Raw genomic sequence first — 26,987 nt, 5'->3', positions numbered from 1 at the left:
ATCAAGATGAATATTAAAACTATTTTGCATTATTTAAAATTTTTTAGAAAAAAAGCCCTGTATTGAACAGGGCTAAATTCAGCTTAAATTAATCCAGACCAGGCCACTGGCGTTGTTCATAAGCACTGTCCCAGAATAGCCATTCCAGGCGCGCTGCATGGGTATAAGCTGTATGCATTTTTTCTAGGGTATCGGCATCGACACGCGCTGCCACCCGATCCACGGTTGCAATCACATTACGCACGGCGGTATGGAAATCTTCCCCGGCATAGGTATCAATCCAGGCCTGATAAGGATTATTTGCTGCAGCATTGTCGACAATATCCTTGCCGACTTCTGCATAAATCCAGAAACACGGCAGCAACGAAGCCAATACCACCGGATAACTTTCGGCCCAAGCCGTCGCCTGCAAATAAGAAGTATAATGATGGCATGCCAGCGTCAACGGTGTCTGCTCAAATTGCGCCTTGCTAATACCAAAATCCTGCATAAAGCCATCATGCAGGCTGCGTTCTACCACAATTGCAATTTTAGCTGCTTCACTAAACTGGATAACGTCATCTGCCTCAAAAGCTTTGGCTGCACAGACTGCCAGCGCACGACCATAGGCCAGCAGATAATGCGCATCCTGAATCACATAATGGCTAAAGGCGTCACGGCTTAAGGTGCCCTGTGCCAGCTGCTGGTTAAAAGGCAACGCCAATGTCTTCTGATAAAGTTCGAGATTACGTTGCCATACATCTTGAGAGAAACTCATACTAAAATCCTGAGCAGTTGAGGTCTAAGCATGCAGCACTATAGCAAAGAACGCCCTGTTTAAAAGATCAACAACCTGGAAAAGCAGAAAATACTCAAATATGGCTCAGGAAGTGCTTTGGTTTAGATGACAAAAGTTTCATAATTGAGACAACTTCTGGTTTTAGTATTTCCCTGTAATTAAAGAAATACATTCAATGAAATTTATCTAAGGTCGATATGTATGTTGAAACATTTTGGTTTCTCAATTGCATTTTCGATTGTGTGTCTTGGTTTGTCTGCTTATTGGGGTTATACCCACGGTCCGGAAGCGGGCCTGCAAACCATGTTCACAGCACTGACCATCACCGCTATTCTGGCGATTATGGAAGTGTCGTTATCTTTTGATAACGCGGTTGTCAATGCATCTGTCCTTCGCGGCTGGGATCATTTCTGGAAAATGCTCTTCCTGACGGTCGGAATTTTAATTGCCGTTTTCGGGATGCGTCTAATCTTCCCGGTGGCCATCGTCGCGGTAACCGCAGACATGGGCTTTATGGAAGTAGTCCAGCTGGCCCTGAATGATCCAAAAGAATATTCGGCGCGTTTAATGGCACATCATCCTGAGATTGCAGCCTTTGGTGGTGCCTTCCTGTTGATGGTGTTCCTGAACTTCTTCCTGGACGAAGAAAAAGACACGCACTGGTTCAGAAGTGTAGAACGCCGTCTATCCAATATAGCCAGTGTTCCTGCAATGTCGGTCTTTATCGCCCTGGTGGCGCTGCTGATTATGGCGGCCAATGTGGTAGAGGCCAAGCGTCTGGTCGTGACGATGGCGGGGATCTGGGGTATTGTGATCTACATCGGGGTACAGGTCCTGAGCCATCTATTGGGTGGTGAGCCGGAAGTCGATGAAAATGGCAATGCAGTTCGTCATGACGAAAATGGCGTGCCTACTGGCGTGGTAAAAGCCGGTATCGGTGGCTTTCTCTACCTCGAAGTTCTGGATGCTTCCTTCAGTTTTGATGGCGTGATTGGCGCCTTTGCGATTACCTCGGATGTGGTGATTATCATGCTGGGTCTGGCGATTGGTGCGATCTTCGTGCGTTCCATGACCATTTATCTGGTCGAAAAAGGTACACTGGATGCTTATATCTATCTGGAACATGGCGCACATTATGCGATTGGTGCCTTGGCCTTTATCATGATCGCCAGCGGGACTGGCGTGCATGTGCCAGAAGTCGTGACCGGTCTGATCGGTGTGGCCTTTATTGTCTGGGCTGTGATTGCCTCGATCCAGTATAAAAAACGTCAGGCAGCTTTAGACAAATAAAATGTTGCTCTTGACTGAAAAGCGTGGCTCCGGCCGCGCTTTTTTATTTTTAGATCGGCATCATCTTTATTTCAACTAAAATTCTTGTCTTATTAATGAGCTGAATGTCCTATAATCTGGGCTCCAGATTAATTAACCCAATCGCCATAATTTATGATGAATGCTTTAGAACGTCGTTCAACCTTTGCCCTGAGCAGTATTTTTGCACTGCGCATGCTGGGGTTGTTTATGATTATCCCGGTATTTTCGGTGGCAGGGCAGGCATATCAATATGCGACACCTGCACTGATCGGTTTGGCGGTCGGGGTCTATGGTCTGACCCAGGCACTGTTACAGATTCCATTCAGCCTGATTGCGGACCGTTATAGCCGTAAGCCGCTGGTGGTTTTAGGGCTGCTTTTATTTGCATTAGGTGGGGCAATTGCCGCCATGTCGGACACCATTTATGGTGTCATTATCGGCCGTGCGATTGCTGGAGGCGGGGCAGTATCTGCTGTGGTGATGGCATTGCTGGCAGATGTGACCCGTGAAGAAAACCGTATGAAAGCCATGGCAATCATGGGGATGAGTATCGGTCTGTCTTTTGTGGTGGCCTTTAGTCTGGGGCCTTGGCTCACAGGTCTGGTCGGCATCTCGGGATTATTCTGGGTGACCACGGTGATGGGCCTGGCGGCGATTGCCATGCTGTTGATGGTGCCGAAAGTCACGCGCCATCATCAAAACTTTCAGCAGGGCTATCTGGCACAGCTGAAACAGGTACTCAAAATCGGTGATCTGAACCGGCTGCATGTATCGGTCTTTACCCTGCATTTATTGCTTACCGCCATGTTTATCTATGTGCCTTCGCAGCTGATCGAATTTGCAGATTTGCCACTAGCCAGTCATGGCTGGGTGTATTTACCGCTATTGGTGCTCAGTCTGTTTTTTGCTTTTCCAAGTATTATCCTGGCAGAAAAATACCATAAAATGCGCGCGATTTTTCTGGTCGCCATTACTGGCATTATTCTGGGTTTAATGGTGATGGCATTTGGTTTTGAATCCAAATATGTCTTGCTGACCGGTCTGTGCCTGTTCTTCATCGCCTTTAATGTGATGGAAGCCCTGTTACCATCCTGGTTATCGAAAGCGGCACCGATCCAGTCCAAAGCGACGGCAATGGGCGTGAATGCCAGCAGCCAGTTTTTAGGGGCGTTCTTTGGCGGTATGATTGGCGGACAATTGCTGCTGCTCAATAATACCTCAATGGGCTGGAGTATCCTGACAGGGATCGCGATAATCTGGCTGCTGATGAGTTTTGGTCTGGCTCAGCCGCGTTATCTGTCCTCATTGGTACTGCGATTGCCGGAAAGCAGACAAACTGACGAATGGACTTCTCAGCTTTTGGCGATTCGTGGTATTGAAGAGGTCGTGGTGATGTCTGAACAGCAAGTTGCCTATGTAAAAGTCGATAAACAGCAAATAGATGATGCTTCGCGACAACAATTAACGCACTTGTTAGGTAAAGAGGTAGCCATTTAATCATAACTCTTATAAAGTAAAATACAGAAATATATAGGAAGTAGACGGCAGATGCGTGGTGTAAATAAAGTTATTTTAGTGGGTACTTTGGGTAAAGATCCGGAAACCAAAACTTTTGCAAATGGTGGTTCTCTCACTCAATTTTCGATTGCAACCAGCGATTCGTGGACAGATAAAAGTACGGGTGAGCGCAAAGAACAAACGGAATGGCACCGTATCGTGCTGCATAACCGTTTAGGTGAAATTGCACAGCAATATCTTCGCAAAGGCTCAAAAGTGTATATTGAAGGTTCATTACGTACCCGTCAGTGGACTGACCAGAATGGTCAGGAACGCTATACGACGGAAATCCGTGGTGAACAAATGCAGATGCTAGACTCTAGCCGCCCTCAAAACGATCAGGGTGAGAGCAGCTTTAATCAGCCACGTTTTAATAATAATCAGGCGAACAACAACCAGGGTGGTTATGGTAATAACCCGCAATCTGGTTATGGTTCAACGCCACAGCAAGGTGGCTTTAACAACAATAATCAAGGCGGTGGCTATGGCAACAATAATCCGAGTGGTTTTGCGCCGAAATCTGCACCTGCTCCAACAGCAGCGCCTGCAGCAGATCTAGATGATGACCTACCGTTCTAGATCAGAAGGTAAATCATCATTAAAACCCACCTGAATATGGTGGGTTTTTTATGTCTTGAATATTTGTATTAAGTTTGAATAAAGCACTGATTTATTAAAATATTAAGAAGTCTTAAAGCATGACGTTGCTTTTGATCAGAACAACTCTGCATCGAGAAAATAAATGAGATAAGCAATACCGATAGAAATTTATGATCTAAAAAAGCGATCATTTTTATAAAAACTTACGGTTTTACCTATTTGAAGATTTTTCGTATTCTAGCTTCACAACATAAGCAATCCCAGAAATAAGCGAGAGGAAATATCTCATGAGTTTAATCAATACTGAAATCAAACCGTTCAATGCAACTGCTTATCACAATGGTCAGTTCATCGAAGTTTCTGAGCAGGACCTGAAAGGTAAATGGTCAGTGGTGTTTTTCTATCCTGCAGATTTTACCTTTGTTTGTCCAACAGAACTTGCAGATTTAGCTGATCAATATGCCGAATTCCAGAAAATGGGCGTAGAAATTTATTCTGTTTCTACCGACACCCATTTTACTCATAAGGCTTGGCACGATACCTCAGAGGAAATCCAAAAGATCCAATATCCAATGATCGGGGATCCGACCTGGACATTGTCTAAAAACTTTGAAGTATTGATTGAGGCTGAAGGTCTGGCAGATCGTGGTACTTTCGTGATTGATCCAGAAGGTAAAATCCAGATTGTTGAAATCAATGCGGGTGGTATCGGCCGTGATGCACAAGAACTTCTGCGTAAAGTGAAAGCAGCACAATATGTCTATGCACACCCAGGTGAAGTTTGTCCGGCAAAATGGAAAGAAGGTGAAGCAACACTTGCACCATCCATCGACCTGGTGGGTAAAATCTAATTCATACCTGCTTTTTTGCAGCAAAAGATCCAGCACAAGTTGCTGGATTTTTTAATTCTTAATTCAGCTATTTGCGCCTCATTTGAAGATAAATCAAGAAAGGTAGAGTTTTATTATCCGCCTTTCAAGTTACTTATTCCGGTTAATCAGGTGAGTCCAGTACCACGCTACGTGATTTATAAAGTATGAAAACAAAGAAGCCCCTGCTTTCGCAGAGGCTTTTATTTAAAAGGCGCTGTAGTTTCTTGTCGTTTTAAATAATTTTCGCATAAACCCATCCGAGTCTAAGCAGATAAGTTTAAGCTTTTATTATGCTGCGAATCATAGGTATTCTAAAAGTATTTGTCAACCAAAGGTTATAAAAATGGTTAACTAAATTATTTGTTTTTAAAGTGTATTTTTAGTCAATTAGGCAAAAATATGAGTAAAATCCTAGATTTGATGTAACTGGACTGATACTAAGAAATAGATAAAAAAACAGCAGCACGTCAATCCAAAAGCTTTTACGAAAAACATATATTCTGGAAGATTTTAATAACCTGTTTGACTGGCGCATGGTACATAATTTCTGTAGTTTTTCAATGACGGATGATCAGTTTGGATATTGCAGTAATAGGTAGTGGCATGGCCGGACTGGCTACAGCCAGAATGCTCCAAGATGCAGGGCATCACATCACGATTTTCGAAGCACTTCCTGGTCGCGGCATGGACAGTCATAGCCTTGAATTTGAAGGGGGGCTGATTGATGCACCTTTACGTGTGATGAACCCCTATCTGTGGAAAAACACCCTGAGCCTGGCCACACATCTAGGCATTAAAACTTATCCGGTGCGGACTTATATGGCCTGCAGCTGGTTATTTGAAGATAAAACTGAAACTTGGCTGACCACATCGCGCAGCCGTATTGGCAATATCCCGATTATCAACAACCGTAAAGGCTTGCAGCAGTATGGCTGGCGTTTGGTCAAAGGCCTGTTGCAGTTAAAAGTTGCATTGACTAAATTCTTTAAATCAAAAAATCAGGACATCAGCCTGGCAGAATTTATCAACCGCAACGAGATTGAAGAAGTATTCTGGCATGGTGCGGTGATGCCGGTGCTATATACCATCTGTACTTGTAATCCGAAAACTATTGGTGAATGGCCAGCTAAACCCTTGTTGATTTTCCTGCGTCAATTAACCGATGGTGATGCGTTACTGCGTCTGCAAGGCGGTACACCGGCGCTGGTCGACAAGCTGATTGAAGGCATTCAGATTGAAGACGGTTCAGCGATCACATTGGTACAAGAGCAAGGCGATCAGGTCAGAGTGGAAAATGCAGCCGGTTATTCAAAACTGTTTGACCGGGTGATTGTCGCGACCCCGACCACCAAAATTGAGGAGTTCCTGGATGCAGAACAGTTTGCCAGTGAAATTGAGTTATTGAAGAAATTCAAATTCGAACAGGGCGAACTGGTGATTCATACCGATGCCAGCGTGATGCCGCCAAAACGTAAAGACTGGGCCGTACTCAGTTATATGATGGACCGTAAATTTACCCGTCAGCAATTTACCGTGTGGCTCAACTCGATTGAGCCTTCTCTGGTTGGCAAATCGGCCGTATTTCAGACCTGGCGTCCAGTGACTGACATTGATCCGAAGAAAGTGATCAAATCGGTAATGCTGACGCGTGCAGTTGTTGATGCTAATACGGTGGCACTGAATAAAGAATTGCAGCAACGTCATCTAGAAGCCAATCGTAAGGTCTTCTTCTGTGGCTCATGGTCATGTGATGGTTTACCGATTCTGGAGTCGGCGGTGACCTCAGCGATGAAAATTGCGGAAATTTTTGGTGCACCTTTACCTTTTCAGGGTTTAAAACCTGTGGTCGAGGTTGCACCGCAACTGGGTTATTAATCCATGCAATGGCTTCAGGCATTGCGTCAGCGTCTTCCCCAGCACAAGTATACGATTGATGCTGCTGCGTTGGGCGATCACGCCCAATTGCCCTGGAGCAATTTAGGGTATTGGCAAACAGGTCAGCAGGATTATGCGGCTGCCTGTCGAATGCTCGCCGATCACCTTGCACAATCTGTGAATTTAAATTCAAAAGATAAACTGCTGGATTTAGGCTGCGGTCAGGGCGCAAGTTTGCTGTACTGGCAACAACATTATCAGGTGCAATATCTGGCCGGGGTTGAGCTGCAAGCTGCCTGTGTAGCCAATATTCAGCAATATTTACCAGAACTGAATGCCATTTATCAGGCGTCATTTTTGCGTTTAAAAGAATTGCCATTTTCCCAGCGTTTTGATGTGGTGTTATGCCTGGATGCAGCCTATCACAGTCCTGTGCCTGTATTCTTAGAGCAGGTCCGCAGTGTTTTAAATTCAAATGCGCGGATTGGTTTCCATCATCTGGTTTTGTCCGAGCGCTGGGAAACTTTAAATGCATTACAACGACGTAAGTATCAGTTCTTATTGAAATCTGCCGATGTGAATTTAAAAGATTTAATGACAGTAGGTGCGTTATATGCCTGTCTGGATCGTTTTAAATTTAAAAATATTGAGATTCAGGATCTGTCCGAACCGGTATTTTCCGGCTTTGCTGATTATGTGCAACAGACTTTGAATTCAAAGTCATCAGATGCTCAGGCTCAAGGCTCGAAACTGGATCAATTTAAGATTCAGATGACAGCAAAACTGTGCCAGAAATTATATCAGGAAGGGATCGTTAGATATGTGCAAGTGACGGCACAATCGAAGAATGAATAAAGCGCTGCAGACCCCCACTTACTTATAAAAACCCCAGGTCCAGAAACATCAAAGCCTCACTAAAAAGCGAGGCTAAGATATGGTGCCGGCACACGGATTCGAACTGTGGACCTACTGATTACAAGTCAGTTGCTCTACCAACTGAGCTATGCCGGCATGGTGGAGTGCATTTTACAGATTTTTGATAGTCACGCAAGCCAAAAAATAACCGTTTAATCAGTTTCGGCAGAATTTGCTTATTTCAATCTGATGATTGAAAAGTTCTGTGTTTGGCTATTCGTAAGGAAATTGCCCATACATCAAAATATGGGCGAGGGTGAAATTATAGGATTTGCTATGGATATGAGTTCGTTAAAAGGGTTATCTGTTTTTCAGGATACGATCTAATTCTTGTGCACATTCCTCTAAAGTAAAGGCCATATCAAACTGCATTTGAGGTTTGAGTTCTTGAGCGAGGCTTCTCCACTGTTCGATGAGTCTTAAGGCTTTTTGAATTTTATGTTTATTGATGTCCTTGGCAAGGGTTGGGGTATAACCGCCACGTTTTGCATTTTTAATCTGTTTTGCATAGTTTGCGCTGTTATTCATGTTCACTCTCCGAATAGCAGTGTTTCCACTTTTTTCTAACTCAAATAAGGAAGACTCAAGCAATAACGTTTTCTATCTTTAGGTTTTTATTCTCCTTTTATCCTGTTTTGATTCCACCATAACATAGCGATGATGACAATTAAATTAAGCTATTTTTATGCCAGTTTTTGTCTCCATCATATAAATAAACTAAAAGAAGAACATAAAGTTAAGAAATTAATAAAAATGGATATATCATGGTTTTATCCAGAGAATTTATTTCAATATATCCCAACCTATATCCTTACATCTTTAAATCTATCAAAAGAAAAGGCAAGCAATACTCATCTCAAAAATAACCAGTAAAATGAATTATCCTTTTTCAATTCATCTGTCCAAGATGCTCACTTTTAAGGTTTTAGACTATAAAAAAAGCCCAATATAAAATTGGGCTAGGGCTTAAGGCTCGACTTCTAGCGGATCACCATCTTCAGGACGAAGATGACGTGTGCCATCATCCGCAGGATCTACACTTGATCCATCTTTGGTGATCGGGTTGTACATTTCATCCTCTTTTTTATCGTCAGTGAACTCTTCATCTTCGAAATCCAGAGGCTCGTTATCATCATCAAAATTTAGGGGTTTTTCATCATCTTTCATAGCGATCCATCATTTTTTACCAAGATAGGATCATGCTCGAATATTCCTCAGTGTCATTCAACAGCCATCCGGCATCATTTATGTAACTTGTATAGTTATTCTTTTATTTTTAACGCATCACCTCATAATTTAGGCAACAAAAAAGGCTTAAACCCTTAAGATTTAAGCCTTCTAAGACATCATGTGGCTACATGATAATGAATTTTGGCGGTGAGAGTGAGGAAGCTAGGTTTTGTAATTAAGTATTTGAATATTATAAATATTATTGACTATTTTCCCACAAAAATACCCTCAAACAAAATAATAATTGAGTTTTTTGATCAATTAGGTTGGGGAAATTATAATTAGATACATGATTACTCTTTAGTCCCAAAAGCTTAATTGATCAACGCTGATCATATTACACTACATTTCTGCCATTTCATCAGATATAATTTTTTCTATTGTTTCATAGGTTTGATGAGCTATTTGTTCAGCATGAGGCGTAGCTAAATCTGCTCCAACTTTATTAGGAATATAAAAATTATTATTCATTCTTTCTATAATAGCTTCATTCTCAAAGAATTCATCTGCTGGAAGTCCAGCATCTGCTCCTGAATCATTAATATATTTTCCAGCCAAGTCTAAATACAAACATTTTTTTGATTTTTGAAATGTAATATAGCAATTCGAGATAAGATCTTTAATTCCTATAATTCCACTTTCTTTAAAAGTATCATACACTTGTTTGGACGATGTCTTAATTTCTGCAGGATTAGGTTGTAAGTAATATAATAGTCCAGTTTCGTATGTGGACATCGCTCTTTCATCAGTAACTGTATTGGCTTCATCACTTTCTGCATAAACTTCTTCACTATCATTCATTAACTCTGAATCAGCTAGGCTGTAATCTTCTTCAATTCCTGTCGCCTCTACCGCAGCGGCATCTGCTGCTGCTTCAGCTTCTTCAGCAGCCTCTCTTGCCTCTTCAGCAGCTAGAATTGCTTCTACATCGGATTTATCCGATAAACTCTGCATATATGAGTTTGCTACAATTACAATTATGAAAATCAAAGCTAATGCAATACAAGTACTACCTATTTGTATGAAAACTTTTTTCTTTGAAATTATCCAATTTTTAAATTTTATAAAAGGGAAGAAAATAGAAAAGCTATGTGGGACATCAATGGAGATATTCATTTTGAAACTTTCAGAATCAGCTTCTTGGCTGTTGTCTTTTGAGCCGTTAGTGGAGTTGGTTTTATTTTGCTGTTCAAAAGCTGCTCTTTGAGCTCGCATAAACTCTTCTTGTTCCTTCTTCTTAATATATTCTTCTTGTTGCTGCTTACGTCGGGCTTGTTCTGTAAGAAATTGATCATAATTTTTACGTTTAATTGGATCGATTAAAGTTTCATATGCTTCTCTAATTTTAATCATTATTTCATTTGCATCATTACCTTTATATCGATCTGGATGATATTTTTGAGCCAACCCTTTATATGCAAGCTTAATAATTTCTTCTGGTGCATCTTGAGAAATATGCAATATTTCATATAAATTCATAAATTATTTCTTTCATAAATTAATTTTAATTAAGGCATTAGACCCCCTCTAATGCCTTAAAACTTAATATTCAAATATCCAGCTTCGGTAAAGCCTTCACTATCTCCCTCGTTTCAAAACTGATCATAATCACACGCAAGAACAGTTCAAGCGGGTATAAATTTGAATGACTATGACATTTTTGTCGTCCATTCCCTAGAGAATGAAGGCTGATACCCGCAAATATACCCGCAAAAGTGCGGGTATTCTACTGTTATGCTATGGAGTGTATTAGATAATAAAAAAGGCCTAAACCCTTTAGATTTAAACCTTTTGAGACATCATGCGGCGACATGATAATGATATTTGGCGGTGAGAGAGGGATTCGAACCCTCGATACGCTATAAACGTATACACACTTTCCAGGCGTGCTCCTTCAGCCACTCGGACACCTCACCATGGCCGTGGATGATATAGAAAAAAAGCCAGTCTGCCAAGCTTGAAACAATTGATTTGCGGAAAAACTTTGAACGCAGTGCTATGATTCGCAAAAATGCTTGTTAAAAACGAAGACAATTTATGCAAAGCACTGCACAAAAGGCAGCTCTTCCGGTCATTACGCTGGCTGCGCTTGGAGTAGTTTTTGGAGATATTGGGACCAGTCCGCTGTATGCACTGCGCCAATGCTTCCTCACTGCACATCTCGCCATTAGCGAAGCTTCAGTACTCGGCATCCTGTCCCTGATTTTCTGGTGCATGATGCTGACCATCAGTTTTAAATACGTCACCATCATCATGCGTGCTGACAACAATGGTGAAGGCGGGATCATGTCACTGCTGGCATTGAACCTGCGTACCACACGCATTTCCGATCAAAAGAAAATTTTCCTGATCGCCTTGGGCTTTATCGGGGCATCACTATTTTTTGGTGACGGAATTATTACTCCGGCAATCTCTGTGCTCTCAGCCATCGAAGGCCTGAGTATTGCGACACCCATTTTCAATCAATGGCTGGTGCCGTTATCGATCGGAATTCTGGCTGGACTGTTTATAATTCAGCGACATGGTACGGCGACGATGGGCAAGTTCTTCGGGCCTTTAACCCTGCTCTGGTTTCTGTCCATTGGTGGCTTTGGTTTATGGAGCATTATCCAGACCCCATTTGTACTCTGGATGGTAAACCCTTACTGGGCCTATCACTTTGTGGTTGATCAGCCTTATGTGGCTTTTCTGACCATGGGGGCGGTGATCCTGACCATGACCGGCGGTGAAGCAATTTATGCCGATATGGGGCATTTTGGCCGTCTGCCGATTCGTCTGGCCTGGTTCATTATTGTCTTGCCGTGTCTATTGCTGAATTATGCCGGGCAAGGAGCATTGTTGCTGCGTAATCCTGAAGCACTAGAGAACCCTTTTTATATGCTGTTACCTGAGTGGGCCTTGTTCCCGATGATTGGACTGGCAACGGCAGCAGCGGTAATTGCTTCACAGGCGGTTATTACCGGGGTGTTTTCTATGGTCAATCAGGCCATTCAGTTGCGTTATTTGCCGCGCCTGTCAGTCAAGCATACTTCGGCAGTGGAGCGCGGTCAGATTTATCTGCCTTTCATTAACTGGATGCTGTTTATCTCGGTCCTGATCCTGATTTTACTGTTTGAAAATAGTGCCAGTCTGGCCAGTGCCTATGGTGTTGCAGTGACCATGACCATGCTCTGCGGCACAATTCTGATCTCAATTCTGGCGTATGGCTTCTGGCGTTGGCCGGTATGGAAAGTGGCTTTATTTGCTGTGCCATTTTTGGCACTGGATTTGATCTTTGTTGCTTCAACTTCCTTAAAAATCGCTTCAGGAGGTTGGGTACCAATTCTGATTGGTGCAGTACTGTTTACAATTCTCATGACCTGGAAAGACGGGCGTGCTTTGGTGCTGACACGGCTTGAGCAGGATGCTTTACCGATAGACTTATTTATTAAAAGCATCTCGATGGGGGACGGCACCAAGTTTGTACCAGGGGATGCTGTTTTCCTGACGGGTACACCCAATATTGTGCCACATGCCATGCTACATAATATTAAGCATAACAAAGTCTTACATGAAAGAAATATCATGCTCACGGTAATTACCCGCGACATTCCTTTTGTCGACAGACAAGATCGGATTGAGGTAGAAAAACTGAGTGAACACTTTTACCGGGTATTTATCTATTACGGTTTTAAGGATCAGCCGAATATTCCGGATGCGTTACAACAGGCCTATGAGCAATGGAATTTTGAATATGACCTAATGCAGATCAGTTTCTTTATTTCACGTGAACGGATTATGCATACTGTGGGTGAGGGCATGGCACCCTGGCGGGAAAAGCTGTTTATTTCCATGCAGCGTAATACCAGTCCGGTCAGCGATTTTTATCAGATTCCAACCAACCGTGTAGTCGAGCTGGGCACCCAGATCCAGATCTAAGTAAGATGAGAAATCAAAAAAACCAGAGCCATACTCTGGTTTTTTTATACAGAAAACAATAAACCGGCGAGTTTGGTTTATTGCTCAAGCTCTACCGCAGCTGGCATTTCAGGTGCCGCATTCAAAGGTTCTTCCATCTGTACTGGCTCTGCATCCGATTGCACCGCAACTTCAGCCTGTTCATTGCTTACCTCTGCTTCAATCACAGCAGCTTGTTGCTCTTCAGGCATTGATTGTTCTGACGTAATAGCAGCAGTTTGCTGCTCTTCCAGTGCTGGTTGTGGTTGAGGCGCAGCCATAGACATGTTTGCCTCTACACCTGCCTCATTCATGCCAGGTTCTACCATAGCTGGTTGAGGAACAGTACCTGAATTTGGTGCCTGAGTCATTGCTGGATCATTAGACATTGGGGCGGGTGTATTTGGCATTGCGGGCTGTGGTGCCACTGTACGCGGGTCAACTAGGCGGATCTGGCCCGAATTTACCAAACTTTCTAAAGAGCCTTCCTGGCCATTCACTTTTGTACTGATTTTAGCTTTAGAGAGGCTTTCAAGTGTTTCACCCGGTTGAATGGTGGGTTCGGCAAATGCCCCTACGCTCATCACACTTGTAAATAATCCTAAACTTAATATTTTAGAGAATTTGGAATTCATAATTAACACCATTACTAATAATTGTACGAATTGGATAGGCGCTTAGCTTTACATACTCAGTCTATGAGGCCAAACAAAGCTACGTAAACACCGTGAAAATTCATTTAAAAAGAAATAAAAACCAGACAGTTTGTTACAACGAATGCGGTTTATACACAGTTATTGTTTATTTAGTAAACGAATAGTGGAGCCAAGATATACTTCGCTTATACAGCTTGTTAAGCTCAATTAAAGTCGGTGTTGATCTAAAAAGTACGTGTAAGAATGGCCAAGAAGCAGCGTAAATCCAAAAATTCATTTTTTCAGTTTTTAAATGATAATAGTATTAAAGTCATTCTGGGTGTAGTGGCTTCGAGCAGCTTCGCCATCGCTTTTGGTCAAGAAAAAATCAGTCAATGGGTATCACTGTCATCCTCTACCGATTCTGCCTGCCTGAACCAGTTTTACCGTGATGTACCCCCTTACCTGATGAGAGAGAGCCTGAAAAAAGACAGTTATTCACTGTGTTTTAATGGCTTTAATGTAGAGTATTCCGGAGTATCCAAGACCCCGCTCTGGGTGGCAGAAGCTTTAACGCCGGCACGCTTAAGCAAGAAAATTCCTCGTGAAGACAGTTTTCATGAAGAAGAGCGGGTTAGTGCGAAACATCGTGCCACATTGGCGGATTATCGCGGGTCGGGCTATGACCGGGGGCATATGGCACCCAATGCTGACATGCCGACTAAAGCGGCACAGTTTGACAGTTTTTCCTTGGCCAATATGGTGCCGCAGGCGCCCAAGAACAATCAGCAGGTCTGGCGTGAGCTGGAAGAGGCTACCCGTGCGATTGTGACCAAGCAAAAGCAGGATGTCTATGTCATCACCGGTCCGGTATTTGCAGGGAAAAAACTCAAAACCATCGGCAATGGTGTAATCGTGCCGACTGCGGTCTATAAAGCAGTTTATATGCCGAAAACCGGTGCCATTGGTGCCTACTATGCTCCGAATGATAATTCACTCAAAGTACGTATAGTCAGTGTCTGTTATCTGGAAGAACAGTTGGGAATTAACCTGTTCCCGCAGCTCACTGAAGAGCAGAAGCGCAATACTTATCGCCTGCCATTGACAGCCAAGGCAGTAAAAGCCAACCAGAAAATTGAATATTCGAACTGGGATGCGGAAAGCCAGTGTGCCGAAGACGTTTCCAAAGAAAACCTGCAGGCGCTGCAACGCCAGTTCAAATTTGCCTCAAGCGGCTCGACCTCACCTGCAGCTGGCAGTGCGATGGATAGCGCAACGCAAGAGACTATCGTGAAACAGCTGATTGATGCCTTATTGCAATATATTTTGCAGCTGTTGAAATAAGTTTGCTGAAAAAACCGGAATTCAGGTAGCATCGATATCACAGCTTGATTAGAAAATAACAAAGACAGGTGAAAAGGATATGTTTAAAGCATTTGAAAATGGCAACGAATCCCATGCCATTCATGATCTGACTTTGGAAAATGATCTGGACTGCGTCAGCCTGTATGGTAACTTGCAGATCACCAAGGATCAGCAGGGGCTGAAAGTGGCCAAAGCCTTGCAGGCTTTTATCGATGATGTCGTGCAGCAGCTCGAGAACACACCTGACCTGCCAGAAAAAATTCAGCGTAATGACCTGGATGAAATTGAAAATCCATTTTTATAAAACGTGCAGCTCTGTTTTTCTGCACGTTCTAAGGGAAACATGCAGAAAATGAACTTATAAATTAGATAGAGATTTTTATATCTCTATCCCTGCAAGCACTAGTTTTTCTTTTCCAGCAGGGTCTTGTAAATCAATGCGCCAATAATGCCGCCAACTATCGGGGCAACCCAGAATAACCACAATTGACTCAATGCTGCAGTCTGTGCAAAAAGTGCTACACCTGTACTACGCGCAGGATTGACCGAAGTATTGGTCACGGGAATACTGATAAGGTGAATCAGGGTCAGGGCAAGACCGATGGCAATTGGCGCAAAGCCAACAGGTGCACGACGATCAGTAACTCCCATAATTACAATCAGAAAGATTGCAGTCAGTATAATCTCGATGATTAATGCCGACCCCATAGAATAATGGGCGGGCGAGAGTTCAGCAAAACCATTGCTGGCAAAAGCACCGGTACCGGTAAATCCTAGCTGACCTTGTACAATCACATACAGTAACCAGGCGGCCAGAATTGCACCAATCACCTGTGAGACGATATAGGGAAGCAGCTGTTTAGCTTCAAAACGTCCACCTGCCCATAAGCCCACACTGATCGCAGGATTAAAGTGTGCTCCCGAGATATGACCGAGGGCATAAGCCCCGGTGAGTACGGTTAAACCAAATGCCAAGGCGACGCCAGCGAAACCAATTCCCAGTTCCGGAAAAGCCGCTGCTAATATCGCGCTGCCGCAACCACCGAAGACCAGCCAGAACGTACCGATCAATTCTGCAATATATTTATCCATAGTGTATTCCTTTATTGTTTTTATTTGCTTTTTTTAAATTTTATATCAGTAAGCTGCAATAGGGAGAGCAGATTGCTGCTGTCTTTATTCGTGCCTGTCAGGGTTCACGACATTGAGATGCTTTCTAATCGCCATTGTTGTGGCGTCAGCTTGGTCCACTGCTTGAATGCCCGCTGAAAGGCACTCTGTTCAGAATAACCGAGTAACATTGCGGTTTCTTGCAAGCTCAAGTGTGGATCTTTCAGGTATTGCATGGCCATCATGCAGCGGATTTCCTGCATCCGTTGCTGGTAGGTTTTGCCCTGTTTCTGCAAATGGCGCTGTAACTGACGCACTGAAAAATTCATCTGCTCGGCAATATGCTCAATCTGGAACAGGTTTTTTTGCAGGCCAATCAGAATCGCCTGTTGCAGTTGCTGATCAATCAGGGTGGAGTGCGGGAATTTTTCTAACAGTGCGTTGGCCTGTTGCATCAACAGTTTCTGCAAGGTCTGGTCGCCCTGTTTCAGTGGCATGGAAAGTTCACTTACATGTACCAATACCTGATTTTTAGCTTGGGAAAAACGGACCTTACAGCGGAAATGCTGTTCATAAAGGGAAATATTTTTGGGCATTGAATGCTGAAAATGTACTTCATATAACTGTACACCACGCGGATCCTGAACAATGGTCTTAATGAACTCGGTCATCAGTGCAATGGCGATTTCATCGGTCAATTGGGTATTCAAATTAAAAGGGACTTCGGCCCAGCCAATCGACACATAATCACCTTCCCACTGCAGCTGGAGTGGACCGCCATCATAGATCAGGCGATGATAATCATGATAGCGCATGAAGGCCTCCCCCAAGGTTTCACTTGAGAGGGTCAGATAGCCAATGATCCCGAGATGTTTGACTTCTACCAGTTGGGCTATTTCCAGACCCAGAGCAGGTCGTTGCAGCTGTTGATCAAGTGTTGTTAACAGCTCACGCCACAGGACGAAATCGAAGCATTCGAGGTTTTGAATGGCCAATAATTTCTTAGGGACTTCAAGCTGTTTCAACTGATAATAGTCCAAAAGCAAATGTCCTAAACCCCCGTATACCGAGCCTACGTAGTCTTTTAGAACCAGCATTTTTAATTCTTTTATTTTGTCGTATTTTGTCAATCATATTGAATATTTTGGTCAATATCTAGTCCTTTATTTAGCCTATATTCAAAATAGACCAAGAGGTAAAAGATCATGTGGAAAGGTTTTCTGGCAGGACTCGTCGTTGCAAATGGGTTTGAATGGTTTGCGCATAAGTATGTATTGCATGGTGTTCACCGGCCGGGACAGAGCCGCTATAGTCCGGTGCCGGAAAGTATGCGCTCCCATTGGGAACATCACCGGGTTGTGCGCAAAACGGAATTTTCCGATTTCGGTTATGTAGAAGGACTGGATAACTGGCGTACCCGTAATGAAATAGCTTCACTTGCAGTGGTCGCAACCGTTTTTGGACTCAGTTTTTATCCTTTTTCCAAAGGCATGACACTGGCTACCCTATATAGTGCAGGTAACTATTATTATTTACATCGCCGGGCTCATCTGGAACCGGAATGGGCCAAAAAGAAATTGCCCTGGCATTATGATCATCATATGAATAGTAATCAGGATGCGAACTGGTGCGTCACCAAGCCCTGGTTTGATTATCTGCTCGGTACCCGGGTGGTTTCCTCGGCAGATTTGCAGGAACAGAATCCTTTAGGTTTGAGCTTGCCTGCACCGATCTCGAAAAAACTGAACCGCTGGGCAGAACAATATTTTCCGGTTAAATCGGCCGATGCTTCCACTAAAATGACGAAAAATACTGCAAAAAATACGGTAATGAAGCAGTTAAATACACAGGTTATGGAGTAAAACAGGGCTTTGTCGTGATTTGTCAATAAAATACGATTGTATTGTCAATATTGTCCTGCGGATTTCACTTATATTTGCTCCTGTCGGTGAGCAAAGCCTCATACTGATAATGTTTCTGGGTGTAATGAGTTATTTTGAATACCAAGTGCTGTAGTCTTATCTTGGTTTTATAAGGAGTCGTAAGACTCCTTTTTTTTGTCCCGTATTTGCTGTGTTGTTTTATTTAAGGCATAAAAAAAGAGTGTTTATAAAAACACTCTTTAATCAAATCATCATCTAAAACGGCTTAAAGGCGCATTTCAATCCCTTGGGCTGCCATATAGGCTTTGGCTTCCGGAATGGTATGCTGGCCAAAATGGAAAATTGAAGCTGCCAGTACCGCATCGGCACCACCATGAATAATGCCGTCCGCCAAATGCTGTAAATTACCCACACCGCCAGAAGCAATAGTCGGTACCGTGACGCGGTCATTAATCGCACGCATCAGGGCAATATCGTAACCGGCTTTGGTGCCATCGGCATCCATCGAAGTAATCAGTAACTCACCTGCGCCGAAGTCAGCCATTTTCACAGCCCATTCAATCGCATCAATCCCGGTTTCTTTACGGCCACCGTGGGTGAAAATTTCCCATTTGTGGTCGCCAGTTTTTTTTGCATCGATCGCCACCACGATACACTGTGCGCCAAAGCGCTGTGATGCTTCTTGCACAAACTCGGGATTATAAATGGCTGCCGAGTTAATACTGACTTTGTCTGCACCGGCATTGAGCAGTAAACGGATATCTTCAACTTTACGTACACCACCCCCGACAGTCAGAGGCACGAATACAGATTCGGCCATACGTTCCACGGTACGGTAAGTCGTGTCGCGTCCATGATGTGTAGCGGTAATATCAAGGAATGTAATTTCATCGGCACCTTGTTCATTATATCGGCGCGCCACTTCGACCGGGTCGCCCGCATCACGAATATCAAGGAACTGGACACCCTTGACCACGCGGCCGTTATCCACGTCCAGACAAGGAATAATACGTTTAGCTAGCATAAATTTTTCCAATTATTACAGCCGATTATGAAACTCACCCACGCAAGCGCTACACCTTGGCAGATGGAAACGGTATTCTAGCAAAATTATGTAAGTTTTTTCGCAGGTTTTCTATGTCGGTTTATACCACTTTGACTTTAAAGGAAGTTCAGGATTTTGCAGCGCCTTATGGTTTAAAGGCGATTGATCTGATTCCCATTCAAGGCGGTATTCAAAATACCAACTATTTTTTAGTCTGCGAAGACCAGCAATATGTGCTGACCGTATTTGAAGATATGGATGAACAGGCAGCAGGCGAACTGGTTCCGGTTCTGGAACATCTGGGGCAGGCTGGGTTGGCTGTTCCGGTGCCTTTATCGCATTCAGGCAAAGCGATTCACAGTATTAAAGATAAACCGGCACAAATTGCACCGCGCCTGATGGGTGAACATCCGATGCCCTCTACCATCGGACAAGTTGAAGCGATTGCAGTGGCTCAGGCGAAAATGCACGTGGCGTTACAAGACTTTAAACTGCAACGTAATTTCGTACGTGATCATGCATATTGGCTGGCAGTGTCTCAAGAGATCAAACCAAGCTTGAATCCGGCAGATAAAGTCTTGCTGGGTAAACTGTTAGGTTTATATGAGGCTTTAACGGCGGTATATCCGGACCGTCCACGCGGTTTTATTCATTCAGATCTGTTCCGTGACAATACTTTATTTGAAGGCGATCAGCTGAATGGTATTCTGGATTTTTATGAGTTGAATCAAGATGAATTCCTGTTTGACATCGCGATTACGTTAAATGATTTCTGTACTGAATATCCTGACGTGGTCCTTAATAAAGAAAAGGCCAATGCCTTTTTAAAAGCGTATGAAACCGTTCGTCCCTTAACTGAGGATGAAAAATCCTGTCTGGAACTTTATCTGGCCATGGCGGCTGGGCGTTTCTGGATGATGCGTCTGCAGGTGGCACAGCGTAATGCAGCACTGGGTCGGAATGGCGAAGATATTTTGCAAAAAAATCCGGACGAAATGCGTAATATGCTGATTGAACGCTTAAAATTCGTCACTGCTTAAACAATCAGATTAAAAAGGATAGGGGATATGCGCGATCAGGGACGCTTAGTGGAATGGTTTGATGAACAGGGGTATGGTTTCATTCAGCCCAGTGACCCCGCCAAAGATCGCGTATTTCTACATATCAAGGATTTTGCCAAGCCTGGCCCACGTCCAATCGTGGGCTGTGCGCTGGATTATCTGGTCGTTCTGGATGAACGTGGACGTTATCGCGCGCAGCAGGTGATGTACCTTAAAGCATCGCAAAGCAAAGGTCTGCAAGCCAAACTCAAGCCGTCCAAGCCGCAGCAGACACAGAAATTACAACCCATGCAAATTGCCTGTGTGGGTTATCTTCTGTTTCTGGTCGTTCTGACGCTGGCGGGTTTACTCAGTGGACTGGTCTTATTGCTGGTCAGCCTGATGAATGCACTGAGCTACTGGCTCTACGCACAAGACAAGGAAGCAGCACAGCTGGGTAATCGCCGTATTCCGGAAAATACCTTGCATCTGGTGGCCTTCTTGGGCGGCTGGCCGGCAGCCTGGCTGGCACAGCAGAAATTACGCCATAAAACACAAAAACAACCGTTCCGGCAGATATATTTTTGTACCATAGGCTTTAACATCATTTTGATTCTATGGCTGATTTCCCCATTCAATAGCTTAAATATCTAGGGGAAAATACGAGGAGGGGATGTGAACTATTCCATTGATAAAGACCCAAACCGCACACTGACTTTTGCATTATACATTTTATATATCGTGGCCATTTTTAGTGCTGGCCTGCTGGCTGTCGTAGCCCTCATCATTAACTATGTAAAACGGCGCGATGTACGTGGTTCCATCTTTGAAAGCCACTTTACCTGGCAGATCCGCAGTTTCTGGTGGTATCTGTTCTGGAATATTATTGCTTTTGTTCCCTTCCTGTTCCTGTTCTTTACTCATGAAGATCCCGATCTATTTGCCGGCGTAACCTTTGGTGCTTCCGCTTTCTGTTTGATTGTCATTTTTGTTTCCTGGATCTGGATTGTCTATCGGGCGATCCGCGGTATCATGCGTTTAAATGACAACAAGCCGATGTATAACAAATAATTTTAGCCGTATTTCCCCAGAGAAAAAATCCCCCTTTTAAGGGGGATTTAGTGGAATTAAGAAAGATCTTGCTTTAATTCTTCTGTTGGTTCTTTTCTTAAAAACTTTGGTTTCCATTCACTGACAATCACGCCAAGCACCACCATCAATCCACCGACTAGCGCGAGCGCAGGTAGACGTTCTCCGGCCAGACGGCCAAACAGGGCTGCCCATACCGGTTCGCCGGCATAGATAATCGCTGCCTGCGAAGGATTGACCATGCGCTGCGCCCAGTTCATCACCAGTTGAATCAAGGCACTGGCAATGCCTAAACCGACTAAAATTCCTGCCAGATGCCAGTGAAATTCGGGTAGCTGAGATTCACCTAAAACGGGTGCGATCATAAAACAGAACAATGATGCAAAAATCAGTTGCAGCACTGTAACCCGGCGTACATTGACCCGTTCAGCAAAATGGCTGATGAAAATAATCTCCAGTGCAATTGCAATCGAACCAAGCAACGTCAGGGTTTGCCCGAAACTGAGCTGAATTGCAGCAAAGCCATTGCCTGTCAAAAATACCAGACCGGTAAAGGCAAACAGCGCTCCGATCCAGGTCATCACCTGTGGTTTTTTAGCAAACAATAGCCAGAGCAGGATCGGGACCAGCGGCACATACAAGGCGGTTAAAAAAGCCGATTCACTGCTGCTAATGGTCTGTAAACCCACTGTTTGGGTGCCATAACCAATGGAAATCATAAATCCAATCACCGCGCCGGCGAACGCCTCTTTCAGGTTCATGCCTTTTAGCGACTTCAGTGAAATCAGGGTGACGGCAAGCGCTGCTGCAGCAAAGCGCAGACCGACAAATATCATCGGACTGCTAAAATTCAGCCCGTATTGCACAGTAATAAAACTGCCTCCCCAGATAATGGTGATCAGGATCAGGGCGAGTTGCGGCGCTTTCACCATCCAGCCGGAGTGATTTTTGGAAATAAGTGTAGACATGCGAGGAGATCAGAAAAATAAAAAATAAAAAAGAGGTCCGAAGACCTCTTTTACAGCAGGCTTAATTATAGCGCTTGTTGCTCATCTAGCAATAACTGTGCTTCACGTAAACTTAAGGTACCTTCGTAAATTGCACGACCGGTAATTGCGCCTAAAATACCCGGTTGGTCTTTCAGGTTACGTACGTCATCCAGATTGGTCACGCCACCTGAAGCAATCACAGGCAGGCCTGAATATTGTGCCAGGTTTACGGTCTGTTCAATGTTTACACCCTGCATCATGCCATCACGCGCGATATCCGTATAGACAATGCTGGATACACCAGCATCGGCAAAACGTTTCGCCAGGTCAGTAGCTTTGACATCAGTCACATTGGCCCAGCCATCTGTTGCCACCATGCCATTCATGGCATCAATACCCACAATAATGTGGCCGGCAAATTTTTGACATGCTTCTTCAACAAATTCAGGATTCTGAACTGCTTTGGTGCCAATAATCACAAAAGAAACACCAGCTTGCAGATAATGCTCGATGGTTTCCAGAGAACGAATACCGCCGCCAATCTGGATCGGCAAGTCAGGCTGGGATTTGACAATGGCTTCAACCACTGGCTTATGGATTGGCGTACCTGCGAAAGCACCGTTTAAATCTACCAGATGCAAGCGGCGAGCGCCTTCATTTACCCAATGCTGTGCTGTTGCGACCGGATCGTCTGAAAATACGGTATCGTCTTCCATACGACCTTGTTTTAAACGGACACATTTGCCATCTTTCAGGTCAATTGCAGGAATGATCAGCATGCTTTCGCTCCTTGCTCAATCTTTAGAATGAATTTCAGTGGCTTCATCTTAGCAAATAAAGTCGAAATTTCTAACTCTTAAACGGTATGAATAAAGAAAACCTGTACGCAGACAGGTAGGAGTTAGGTAATTTATTTTAATGGCGTTAATGAGTCTGCGAGTGAATGGAGATCAGATCTTTATAGTGGGTCGCGTATCGAACTGAGCGTTAATCAAAACGGTAAAAAGACATTGCTGTTGAAACTCCGTTTTCGACTTTACTCATCCCGGCTTTCATTCGTATATCAAGCAATATTGGAGTCATCCTTGTCATGCCAGACGCAATACGTGGCTCAAGTGCTTAAGCCGTCGATGAGGGGCGGATTCTCAATTTCAGTGACGTATTGGGAATCTCTTTGGGTAAAAGACCTCGCTGCAACAATTCTTCAAATACCAGCACGGGCGCATAGGCATCTGCCGCGGCATAGTCAATCTGTGCCGGGCTGAGCTTCTTGCTGGCCCAGTTCGAGGTACTAATCCGTTTGGATTTAGGAAAATTTACTTGAAATAGCAAAGCCATGGCATTTTTTAATCCGACCGGATTGTTTAAACCAAAAGCTTTAAAACATTTGGACAGTTCGACCACACTGTTGAGTTCAATGCCTTTTTTACGGAACAGATGCGCATCATTTTTCAGGCCAAAACCGACCTTGATCTGGTCTCGACTGGCAAAGATCGGTTTAAGAAAATCCCAGATCGAATCATTCATTTGAAATAAATAGGCTTTGTGCAAAGTCGCTAGCTGAATCAGATGTGGCCCGGTAGAGACTTCACCGACTTTAAAGGTGGGCTTGGATTCAGAATCGAAACCCAGGACGGCACAGCTTTTTAGCTCCTGTTCAAGGGCATGACACTGTTCCAGACGATTAATCACCTGAATCTGTTGCATTGGAAGATTTTTAAATACAAGAAAAGTCTGAATTTGTTCCTTGCTTGGTAAAGTATCCAGCAGCTGTTGCATAAGCTTCAATCATTAAATGAATGCATTCAGCTTAATCACTTTTGCTGTTCTAGGCAAAAATAAAGCCCATGAAGAATGGGCTTTATGCAAAATTTAACAAGGATTAATCAGTGTGATAGCTACTCTGTTCCATCTGCGCCTGTTGAGCCTGAGTCACATAGTCTTGATATGCCGGAAGCGCAATTGCAGCCAGAATAGCTAAAGGGAAAATTAAAAAATAGAGCCAGCCTAAAACCTTTTCCCATGTTCGGGTGCTACGTCGAGGGCCATATTGGTTGGGACGGTCATCCCCTTTAGCAAAAATTAAGTAAAGGATAAAAATCAGATTGACCAGCGGAATGAGGACAAGTAAGGATAACCATCCTGTGTGATTACGGTCATGTAGACGGCGAATAGTAAAAACAAAACTAAAATATAGCATGACCAAGTAAGCGAGTCCGATGAGAACAGTTGAAACCATGGATGAGCCTGCCAAGGTAGAGCTATCCATAAATAGGCCAGGTGAAAAAGCTGCAATCATCCCAATGATGATCAGGAGCGAAAAGGTCATTAGCATGTTCCAGCCGAGATAAGACAAGCGGCCAAAACGACCATTTGGGCTTAAAGCTGATTCATTGCTTGGATAGTGTGGATTCATTATTGTATTTCCCCTGAGTTTAATTATTTTTAAATATAATGAGTTACTTCAAAATCATAACAATTTTAATGGCTAAAAAATAGTCAGAATTCTAGCAGTGAACTAATCTAAATGAATAAAAAAGCCCGCAGATGCGAGCTTTTTAGAAACTTTAAAAATCCTGAGATTAGATCTTCCAATCCACAAAGTTTTTCAATAACTGTAAACCGGCGGTATGGCTCTTTTCCGGATGGAACTGGGTCGCAAACAGGTTTTCTTTATGAATTGCGGTACAGAACTCGATGCCATAGGTACAAGTCGCTGCCACCAGGTCTGAATCTTGTGGTTCTACATAGTAACTGTGCACAAAGTAAAAACGCGCGTCCTGTTCGATATTGTTCCACATCGGATGATCAGGATCAGCCTGATGCACCTGGTTCCAGCCCATATGCGGCACTTTTAAGCCCGCCATTTCCGGAAAATGCTTGACTGCGCCTTCAAAAATACCCAGTGCCTCTGCACCGCCATTCTCTTCGGAATGTTGCATCAAGGCTTGCATACCCACACAAATGGCCAGTACCGGCTTGTTAAATACGGCGTTGCGTACCACTTCATCAATCCCGGCTTCGTGCATACCTTGCATGCAGTCACGCATCGCGCCTACGCCCGGAAAGACAATCTTGTCTGCTTGTGCAATCAGTTTTGGATCATTGGTCACATCAACCGTGGCACCGACATGTTCTAATGCTTTTGCCGCAGAGTGCAAATTTCCCATGCCATAATCAAGAAGGGCAATACGGGTCATTACAGCGTACCTTTGGTTGAAGCTACCGTATTGGCAGCACGTGGATCGACTTCACAGGCCATACGCAGTGCACGCGCAAATGCTTTAAATACGCTTTCGATCTGGTGATGGCTGTTTTTGCCCTTCAGGTTGTCGATATGCACGGTCATCAGCGAGTGGTTCACAAAGCCCTGGAAGAATTCAGAGAACAGGTCTACATCAAAACGGCCGATCATGGCACGGGTAAATGGAATATCCATAAATAGGCCCGGACGACCCGACAGATCGACCACGACACGGCTTAAAGATTCATCAAGTGGCGCATAGAAATGGCCATAGCGTTTCAAACCTTTTTTATCACCCAGCGCTTGCGCGAAAGCCTGACCCAGCGTAATACCGCAGTCTTCTACAGTATGATGGTCGTCAATTTCCAGATCGCCCTCACAATGAATATCAATATCAAACAGGCCATGCCGCTTGATTTGATCAATCATATGATCTAAAAAGGGAATACCCGTGTTTAAGGTGCCTTGACCAGTACCGTCGAGATTCAAACGAACTCGAATTTTGGTTTCGTTGGTATTTCTTACCACTTCACTGATACGATCTGTCATAGACACGTTCCTCAAATACGTCAAAATGATTGATGTAGAAAATATTTTCGCCGTGACGAAGTCACCGCATATTAGATTGCTCAGGAGGGTTTATCAATGCCTATCACCGTACATGCTTATACTTCTTTAGAAAATGACGAAGTGCGCAGCCAGCTTGAGCGACTGTATGACACGAGCCCGGAATTTAGCGACGGGTCAGATGCCATGGAACAACTAGAGCAAAACCTTGCACAGTATACCTCAGTTTATAGCGCAGAATTTAATAGCAAAATTATTGGGGCAATCTGGTGCACCGGGCAGGGCGAAAGCCGGATTCTGGAAAATATCGTGGTACATCCGGCCAACCGTGGTCGTGGTGTGGCAGAAAGGCTGGTCAGTGAAGTCTGTCGCATGGAAGAAGATAAAGGCGTGAAAAATTTTGTACCGGGCTGTGGGGCCATTCATCGTTGTCTGGCCAATCTGGAAAAGATATAAAGATAGCGCAGTCAAAAGCAGCCTTAAGGCTGCTTTTTTATGTAAGCAAGCGTCTAGATCTGTTTGAATTGCTAAGGTCTTTGGTAAAAACTGTTTGAATTGTGACTCAAATTGACCCGAGTTGATGGAAAAGTAAACATTTGATGAAAATTATTCTCTCCGCTCTTGACGATTTATAATGGAGACTGTTTAATACGCGACATCGGCGTGATAGCTCAGTAGGTAGAGCAACGGATTGAAAATCCGTGTGTCCCCAGTTCGATCCTGGGTCTCGCCACCATATTTTAAAACGATTTAAAAGTTTTCAATCCCTGATCCCATCAGGGATTTTTTTTAGGCCAAAAATCAGGCACTCAAATATTTTTTTCATAATTTTGATTGACTAATGAAGCCAGATACGGCTTAATACACCGCATCGGCGTGATAGCTCAGTAGGTAGAGCAACGGATTGAAAATCCGTGTGTCCCCAGTTCGATCCTGGGTCTCGCCA

28 protein-coding genes and 4 tRNA genes are annotated in these 26,987 nt (G+C 43.8%); 16 read left to right on the top strand and 16 right to left on the bottom strand.

The window, feature by feature from the left end; genetic code table 11:
• Window positions 1-88: 88 nt before the first annotated feature.
• Window positions 89-757, bottom strand: coding sequence for a thiaminase II (tenA, locus tag VXQ92_RS10325; protein WP_144724791.1), 669 nt, complete (start codon window positions 755-757; stop codon window positions 89-91).
• A 222-nt stretch (window positions 758-979) separates the two neighbouring features.
• On the opposite strand from tenA, the gene VXQ92_RS10320 reads away from it, so the two are divergent.
• From VXQ92_RS10320 to VXQ92_RS10295, 6 genes are all read left to right on the top strand, one after another.
• Window positions 980-2,068 (top strand): DUF475 domain-containing protein, encoded by a 1,089-nt coding sequence (locus VXQ92_RS10320; protein WP_064095026.1) that lies wholly within the window; start codon window positions 980-982, stop codon window positions 2,066-2,068.
• Window positions 2,069-2,221: 153 nt separating this feature from the next.
• Entirely contained in the window at window positions 2,222-3,586 is a 1,365-nt protein-coding gene (locus VXQ92_RS10315; RefSeq protein ID WP_416681407.1) for an MFS transporter, read from the top strand.
• A gap of 51 nt (window positions 3,587-3,637) precedes the next feature.
• Entirely contained in the window at window positions 3,638-4,225 is a 588-nt protein-coding gene (gene ssb / locus VXQ92_RS10310; protein ID WP_416681405.1) for a single-stranded DNA-binding protein, read from the top strand.
• Between the two features lie 308 nt (window positions 4,226-4,533).
• Complete coding sequence (gene ahpC, locus VXQ92_RS10305) at window positions 4,534-5,097, top strand: alkyl hydroperoxide reductase subunit C (RefSeq protein ID WP_416681403.1); 564 nt, start codon at window positions 4,534-4,536, stop codon at window positions 5,095-5,097.
• 588 nt (window positions 5,098-5,685) lie between these two features.
• Complete coding sequence (locus tag VXQ92_RS10300) at window positions 5,686-6,993, top strand: FAD-dependent oxidoreductase (RefSeq protein ID WP_064102628.1); 1,308 nt, start codon at window positions 5,686-5,688, stop codon at window positions 6,991-6,993.
• 3 nt (window positions 6,994-6,996) lie between these two features.
• On the top strand, window positions 6,997-7,848 hold the full coding sequence (locus VXQ92_RS10295) for an SAM-dependent methyltransferase (protein WP_416681400.1): 852 nt from the start codon (window positions 6,997-6,999) through the stop codon (window positions 7,846-7,848).
• An 80-nt stretch (window positions 7,849-7,928) separates the two neighbouring features.
• Here VXQ92_RS10295 and VXQ92_RS10290 read toward each other — a convergent pair.
• The 5 genes from VXQ92_RS10290 to VXQ92_RS10270 form a co-directional block, all read right to left on the bottom strand.
• Window positions 7,929-8,004, bottom strand: a tRNA-Thr gene (locus tag VXQ92_RS10290).
• Window positions 8,005-8,208: 204 nt separating this feature from the next.
• Window positions 8,209-8,436, bottom strand: coding sequence for a hypothetical protein (locus VXQ92_RS10285; protein ID WP_004729215.1), 228 nt, complete (start codon window positions 8,434-8,436; stop codon window positions 8,209-8,211).
• A gap of 438 nt (window positions 8,437-8,874) precedes the next feature.
• The gene (locus VXQ92_RS10280) at window positions 8,875-9,075 is read right to left on the bottom strand and encodes a hypothetical protein (RefSeq protein WP_004781578.1); all 201 of its coding nucleotides are present in this window, start codon (window positions 9,073-9,075) and stop codon (window positions 8,875-8,877) included.
• A gap of 405 nt (window positions 9,076-9,480) precedes the next feature.
• Window positions 9,481-10,617, bottom strand: coding sequence for a J domain-containing protein (locus VXQ92_RS10275; protein WP_416681397.1), 1,137 nt, complete (start codon window positions 10,615-10,617; stop codon window positions 9,481-9,483).
• A 346-nt stretch (window positions 10,618-10,963) separates the two neighbouring features.
• Window positions 10,964-11,054, bottom strand: a tRNA-Ser gene (locus tag VXQ92_RS10270).
• A gap of 121 nt (window positions 11,055-11,175) precedes the next feature.
• On the opposite strand from VXQ92_RS10270, the gene VXQ92_RS10265 reads away from it, so the two are divergent.
• Window positions 11,176-13,056 (top strand): potassium transporter Kup, encoded by a 1,881-nt coding sequence (locus VXQ92_RS10265; protein WP_064095020.1) that lies wholly within the window; start codon window positions 11,176-11,178, stop codon window positions 13,054-13,056.
• A 77-nt stretch (window positions 13,057-13,133) separates the two neighbouring features.
• Here the strand turns inward: VXQ92_RS10265 and VXQ92_RS10260 are convergent, their stop codons facing one another.
• The gene (locus tag VXQ92_RS10260) at window positions 13,134-13,709 is read right to left on the bottom strand and encodes a hypothetical protein (RefSeq protein WP_416681394.1); all 576 of its coding nucleotides are present in this window, start codon (window positions 13,707-13,709) and stop codon (window positions 13,134-13,136) included.
• Window positions 13,710-13,973: 264 nt separating this feature from the next.
• Between VXQ92_RS10260 and VXQ92_RS10255 the strand changes: the two genes are divergently transcribed.
• Together VXQ92_RS10255 and VXQ92_RS10250 are read left to right on the top strand one after the other, a co-directional pair.
• Window positions 13,974-15,053, top strand: coding sequence for a DNA/RNA non-specific endonuclease (locus VXQ92_RS10255; RefSeq protein ID WP_416681392.1), 1,080 nt, complete (start codon window positions 13,974-13,976; stop codon window positions 15,051-15,053).
• Between the two features lie 79 nt (window positions 15,054-15,132).
• Window positions 15,133-15,378, top strand: coding sequence for a hypothetical protein (locus VXQ92_RS10250; protein ID WP_064095017.1), 246 nt, complete (start codon window positions 15,133-15,135; stop codon window positions 15,376-15,378).
• A gap of 98 nt (window positions 15,379-15,476) precedes the next feature.
• On the opposite strand, the gene aqpZ is transcribed toward VXQ92_RS10250, so the two are convergent.
• Complete coding sequence (gene aqpZ / locus VXQ92_RS10245; protein ID WP_064095016.1) at window positions 15,477-16,166, bottom strand: aquaporin Z; 690 nt, start codon at window positions 16,164-16,166, stop codon at window positions 15,477-15,479.
• Window positions 16,167-16,270: 104 nt separating this feature from the next.
• On the bottom strand, window positions 16,271-17,281 hold the full coding sequence (locus VXQ92_RS10240; protein ID WP_416681389.1) for an AraC family transcriptional regulator ligand-binding domain-containing protein: 1,011 nt from the start codon (window positions 17,279-17,281) through the stop codon (window positions 16,271-16,273).
• Window positions 17,282-17,389: 108 nt separating this feature from the next.
• Here VXQ92_RS10240 and VXQ92_RS10235 point away from each other — a divergent pair, with 108 nt between their 5' ends.
• A complete protein-coding gene (locus VXQ92_RS10235; RefSeq protein ID WP_416681386.1) occupies window positions 17,390-18,046 on the top strand; it encodes a hypothetical protein in 657 nt (218 codons plus the stop codon).
• 286 nt (window positions 18,047-18,332) lie between these two features.
• Here the strand turns inward: VXQ92_RS10235 and hisF are convergent, their stop codons facing one another.
• A complete protein-coding gene (hisF, locus tag VXQ92_RS10230; RefSeq protein ID WP_004647284.1) occupies window positions 18,333-19,091 on the bottom strand; it encodes an imidazole glycerol phosphate synthase subunit HisF in 759 nt (252 codons plus the stop codon).
• Between the two features lie 113 nt (window positions 19,092-19,204).
• Between hisF and VXQ92_RS10225 the strand changes: the two genes are divergently transcribed.
• From VXQ92_RS10225 to VXQ92_RS10215, 3 genes are read left to right on the top strand one after another with little or no spacing between them, the layout of a single operon-like run.
• Window positions 19,205-20,152, top strand: coding sequence for a homoserine kinase (locus VXQ92_RS10225; RefSeq protein ID WP_416681384.1), 948 nt, complete (start codon window positions 19,205-19,207; stop codon window positions 20,150-20,152).
• Window positions 20,153-20,179: 27 nt separating this feature from the next.
• Window positions 20,180-20,806: a DUF1294 domain-containing protein gene (locus tag VXQ92_RS10220; RefSeq protein ID WP_064102631.1), complete on the top strand. Its 627-nt coding sequence runs from the start codon at window positions 20,180-20,182 to the stop codon at window positions 20,804-20,806.
• Window positions 20,807-20,827: 21 nt separating this feature from the next.
• Window positions 20,828-21,223, top strand: coding sequence for a DUF4870 family protein (locus VXQ92_RS10215; RefSeq protein WP_064095010.1), 396 nt, complete (start codon window positions 20,828-20,830; stop codon window positions 21,221-21,223).
• Between the two features lie 56 nt (window positions 21,224-21,279).
• Here the strand turns inward: VXQ92_RS10215 and VXQ92_RS10210 are convergent, their stop codons facing one another.
• The 6 genes from VXQ92_RS10210 to hisB form a co-directional block, all read right to left on the bottom strand.
• Window positions 21,280-22,209, bottom strand: coding sequence for a DMT family transporter (locus VXQ92_RS10210; protein WP_064095009.1), 930 nt, complete (start codon window positions 22,207-22,209; stop codon window positions 21,280-21,282).
• Between the two features lie 65 nt (window positions 22,210-22,274).
• Window positions 22,275-23,009: a 1-(5-phosphoribosyl)-5-[(5-phosphoribosylamino)methylideneamino]imidazole-4-carboxamide isomerase gene (hisA, locus tag VXQ92_RS10205; RefSeq protein WP_416681382.1), complete on the bottom strand. Its 735-nt coding sequence runs from the start codon at window positions 23,007-23,009 to the stop codon at window positions 22,275-22,277.
• A 340-nt stretch (window positions 23,010-23,349) separates the two neighbouring features.
• Complete coding sequence (locus VXQ92_RS10200; RefSeq protein WP_416681380.1) at window positions 23,350-24,009, bottom strand: 3'-5' exonuclease; 660 nt, start codon at window positions 24,007-24,009, stop codon at window positions 23,350-23,352.
• A 103-nt stretch (window positions 24,010-24,112) separates the two neighbouring features.
• Entirely contained in the window at window positions 24,113-24,646 is a 534-nt protein-coding gene (locus VXQ92_RS10195; RefSeq protein WP_416681377.1) for a DUF805 domain-containing protein, read from the bottom strand.
• 166 nt (window positions 24,647-24,812) lie between these two features.
• A complete protein-coding gene (gene hisH / locus VXQ92_RS10190; RefSeq protein ID WP_416681375.1) occupies window positions 24,813-25,430 on the bottom strand; it encodes an imidazole glycerol phosphate synthase subunit HisH in 618 nt (205 codons plus the stop codon).
• Window positions 25,430-26,023: an imidazoleglycerol-phosphate dehydratase HisB gene (hisB, locus tag VXQ92_RS10185; RefSeq protein WP_005095198.1), complete on the bottom strand. Its 594-nt coding sequence runs from the start codon at window positions 26,021-26,023 to the stop codon at window positions 25,430-25,432. Before hisB ends, hisH begins: the two co-directional genes overlap by 1 nt.
• 96 nt (window positions 26,024-26,119) lie before the next feature.
• On the opposite strand from hisB, the gene VXQ92_RS10180 reads away from it, so the two are divergent.
• The 3 genes from VXQ92_RS10180 (at window position 26,120) to VXQ92_RS10170 (ending at window position 26,987) form a co-directional block, all read left to right on the top strand.
• Entirely contained in the window at window positions 26,120-26,497 is a 378-nt protein-coding gene (locus VXQ92_RS10180) for a GNAT family N-acetyltransferase (RefSeq protein ID WP_064095005.1), read from the top strand.
• A gap of 204 nt (window positions 26,498-26,701) precedes the next feature.
• Window positions 26,702-26,777: transfer RNA gene (locus tag VXQ92_RS10175), tRNA-Phe, on the top strand.
• A gap of 137 nt (window positions 26,778-26,914) precedes the next feature.
• A tRNA-Phe gene (locus VXQ92_RS10170) sits at window positions 26,915-26,987 on the top strand.

The organism is Acinetobacter sp. 228 (genome assembly GCF_048147885.1).
This window is presented reverse-complemented; position numbering and strand designations above follow the sequence as displayed.